The organism is uncultured Campylobacter sp. (assembly GCF_938045595.1).
Taxonomy (GTDB): domain Bacteria; phylum Campylobacterota; class Campylobacteria; order Campylobacterales; family Campylobacteraceae; genus Campylobacter_B.
The window spans coordinates 1-2,869 of record NZ_CALIBB010000133.1 but is presented as its reverse complement, the minus strand read 5'-3'; the positions used below and the strand labels follow the sequence as shown (position 1 = coordinate 2,869).

At 36.3% G+C, this 2,869-nt stretch carries 3 protein-coding genes; all 3 read left to right on the top strand.

Features of this window, described 5'->3' with window-relative positions; translation table 11 throughout:
- Positions 1 to 231 precede the first annotated feature (231 nt).
- The 3 genes from Q0340_RS05715 to csm3 are packed head-to-tail and all read left to right on the top strand — an operon-like array spanning position 232 to position 2,800.
- Positions 232 to 1,740, top strand: a complete 1,509-nt coding sequence (locus tag Q0340_RS05715; RefSeq protein ID WP_298082514.1) for a hypothetical protein — start codon at positions 232 to 234, stop codon at positions 1,738 to 1,740.
- Positions 1,737 to 2,159 carry a type III-A CRISPR-associated protein Csm2 gene (gene csm2, locus Q0340_RS05710; protein WP_291935543.1) on the top strand — a complete coding sequence of 141 codons (423 nt, stop codon included), beginning with the start codon at positions 1,737 to 1,739 and terminating at the stop codon, positions 2,157 to 2,159. Before Q0340_RS05715 ends, csm2 begins: the two co-directional genes overlap by 4 nt.
- Positions 2,156 to 2,800 carry a type III-A CRISPR-associated RAMP protein Csm3 gene (csm3, locus tag Q0340_RS05705; protein WP_298082513.1) on the top strand — a complete coding sequence of 215 codons (645 nt, stop codon included), beginning with the start codon at positions 2,156 to 2,158 and terminating at the stop codon, positions 2,798 to 2,800. Before csm2 ends, csm3 begins: the two co-directional genes overlap by 4 nt.
- Positions 2,801 to 2,869: the final 69 nt, after the last annotated feature.

Below are 2,869 nucleotides of genomic sequence, written 5' to 3'. Positions count from 1 at the left end.
GATCTTTTTAGACGAGCGCCCGAGTCTTCGCGAATGGCTCGCGCTAGCACTCATCGGCGCAGGCGTGATGGTGCTAATATTTAAATAATAAAATTTTTATTTGTAATATTTTTTGGTTTATGCAACAAGGCAAAACCAAAAAATAAAATTTAATTCCAGATTTATTTTTTAATGGTTGCTTAATTATAAAAACACTAAAATCATAAAAATTTGTTTTAAAAAGGAGTATCTTTGAGCAATTTTAGCGATTTCTTTAATAGCGAATTTAAAAAGCTTGAGCAAAGCTTTCGGATTACCGATATAGACAATATTTTAAATGATGAAATGTATCTTATAGCCGGAGATTTCTACGGTATTCAAAAATTTATTTTTGAAAATATCAATACTAAAAATGCGGCTAAAATTCTGCGTGCTAAATCCGCTTACGTTCAGCTCTTCACCAAAGCAATCGCTAAATTTATATGCTTTAAATTGAAAATAAGCGAAAGTAAAATTCTAAGCATAAGCGCGGGAAAATTTGAAATTCTAATACCGAAGCAGAATTTCACCCAAGATACATTTAACGACATCAGACACAACGTAGATAAATTTTTTATCGATAAATTTAGCGCTATTGCAGGTATGAGTTTAGTGGCGCTTGATTGTAAAAAAAGCGATTTTAGTGATAAGGATAGTTACAGGGCGTTTAGAGAGCGAGTAAGCGATGCTTTCGAGCTAGAAAAACTTAATAAATTCGATCTTTTAAATCAAAGCGCAATCGTGCTAAATCATGCCGATATAAAAGCAATAGAAAGCGGCTTTGAGAGGCTTGGGGCCAAGCTTGCAGATACAAAAACTTCAAAAATTTCTCTCGACGAGCTAGGAATCGATTTAGAAGGCTTTAATTGCGAGCTAGAACTAGATGAGCGTATAAAATCTTATGTATTTAAAAAAGATGGGCAAACGGCAAGCTTTAACGAACTGGCGCAACTCGCATGCAATAAAATGCATGAGGATGGACCTTTGGGATTAAAAGCTATAGCGGTGCTGAAAGCCGATGTCGATGGAATGGGAGATTTCATCAAAAATAGTAATGTTACTAATAGTTTTGATAGCTTTGATATGTTTTCGAAGGGGCTTGATAGCTTTTTTAGCATTCACATTCCGCGCTTAATAAAACAAAATTTTCCACATACCTATATAGTATTTTCAGGCGGAGACGATTTACTATTAGTAGGGGCTTGGGATACGGTGCTAGATATTGCTAGATTTATAGATGATGAGTTTAAGAAATTTATTAGCGACAAAACACTTAGCCTAAGTATGGGGATTTGCATTGCAAAACCTTCCGTGCCTATTAAATACCTAGCCGAACTGAGCGAAAACCAGCTTGAGCTTGCCAAGGAATTTAAAGATGAAAAAGGGATAAAAAAGGACGCTATTACTCTATTTGGACAAACGGCTAGATGGAGCGAGTATAAAACGATGTATGCGCTCATAACAAATATGCTTGAAAGCATAGATGAGCTAAATACAGCATTTTTATATCATCTACTAGAGCTTTGCGATATGGCAAAAAGCGCTAAAGCTAATGACGCAAGATCCAATATCTGGGCTTCGAAGCTGAATTATTTAATAGTAAGAAATTTATCCAAAGACTCGCAATGGCTAATACAAAAGCTGCAAAATGCACTAGAAAAAAGTCCCGAACAGGTAAAAATGGCACTATGCGAATTTATTTATAAAAGGAGAGCAAGATGAACTACGCCCATAACGGCCAACAACGCAAAAGCTACGACGATTCCAAAGCCGATAAGTCCGGAATTCTATACGAAAAGATCACGCTAGATTATATCAAAGACGGCGAACTTTTTAATGAAACCGCGAAGAAAACGGCGAATAGTATTAGAACTAGTCAATCGCAAATCAGAAGATTTTACGACTACGTGCTGGATCTATGCGAAAAAGCAAAAACTAAAAATTCCGCCGAAATTTTGCCATTTGTGAAGATGCTAAATTCCAAAGTAGCCTATGCTTCAAGCAGAAAGAATGTAAGTAAAAACTTTGTAGAATTTATAAAAGACTGTGTTTCACAGGTAGATAGCGTAGAAAAGCTCGAGGTGTTTAAACTGTTTTTTGAAGCGGTTTTAGGATTTAGTAAAGATAAGGAAGAAAGATGAAAATTTACTCTTTAAAAGGCGATATTAGGCTTTTAAGTGGACTTCACATAGGCGGTGGCGATGACGTTATGAAAATCGGCGGCATAGATAATCAAGTTATAAAAGACGCCAATTCTGGCAGGCCTTATATACCAGCTAGCTCGCTCAAAGGCAAAATTAGAAGCCTGCTTGAATGGGACTTGGGATTGGTAGGACTAGATCAAGATAAAAAAGGTGCACCATTTTCTTATAAAAATATAGAAAGAGCCAAAGATAGAAAATCTGCAGAAATTCTATTAAAGCTATTTGGGGACAGCGATGTCAAAGAAAATAAATTTGGCATCACTAGAATTAGTTTTAGCGACTGCCGAATAAGCCCCGAGAGTGAAGATAAAATTTTAAGCGAAGCAAAATATGAAAACATAATTGACCGACAAAAAGGTACCGCCAAACATCCGCGTCAAAGCGAGCGAGTACCTGAAGGAATTAAATTTTGCTACGATTTTAAAATCAAAGTATTAGAAGGCGATAATATCGATGATTTTAAAAAGCTTATCAAGCGCGGTTTAAATTTATTGGAAAACGATTATTTGGGTGGTAGCGGTTCTCGCGGATATGGAAGAGTGGAATTTAGCAACAAAGACGAATGGGTCGAAAAATGAAGCTCCTTAAAACCACGATTACGCCCACGTCGTCTTTTGCAACCTTGCTAAAAGGTGATACCTTATGGG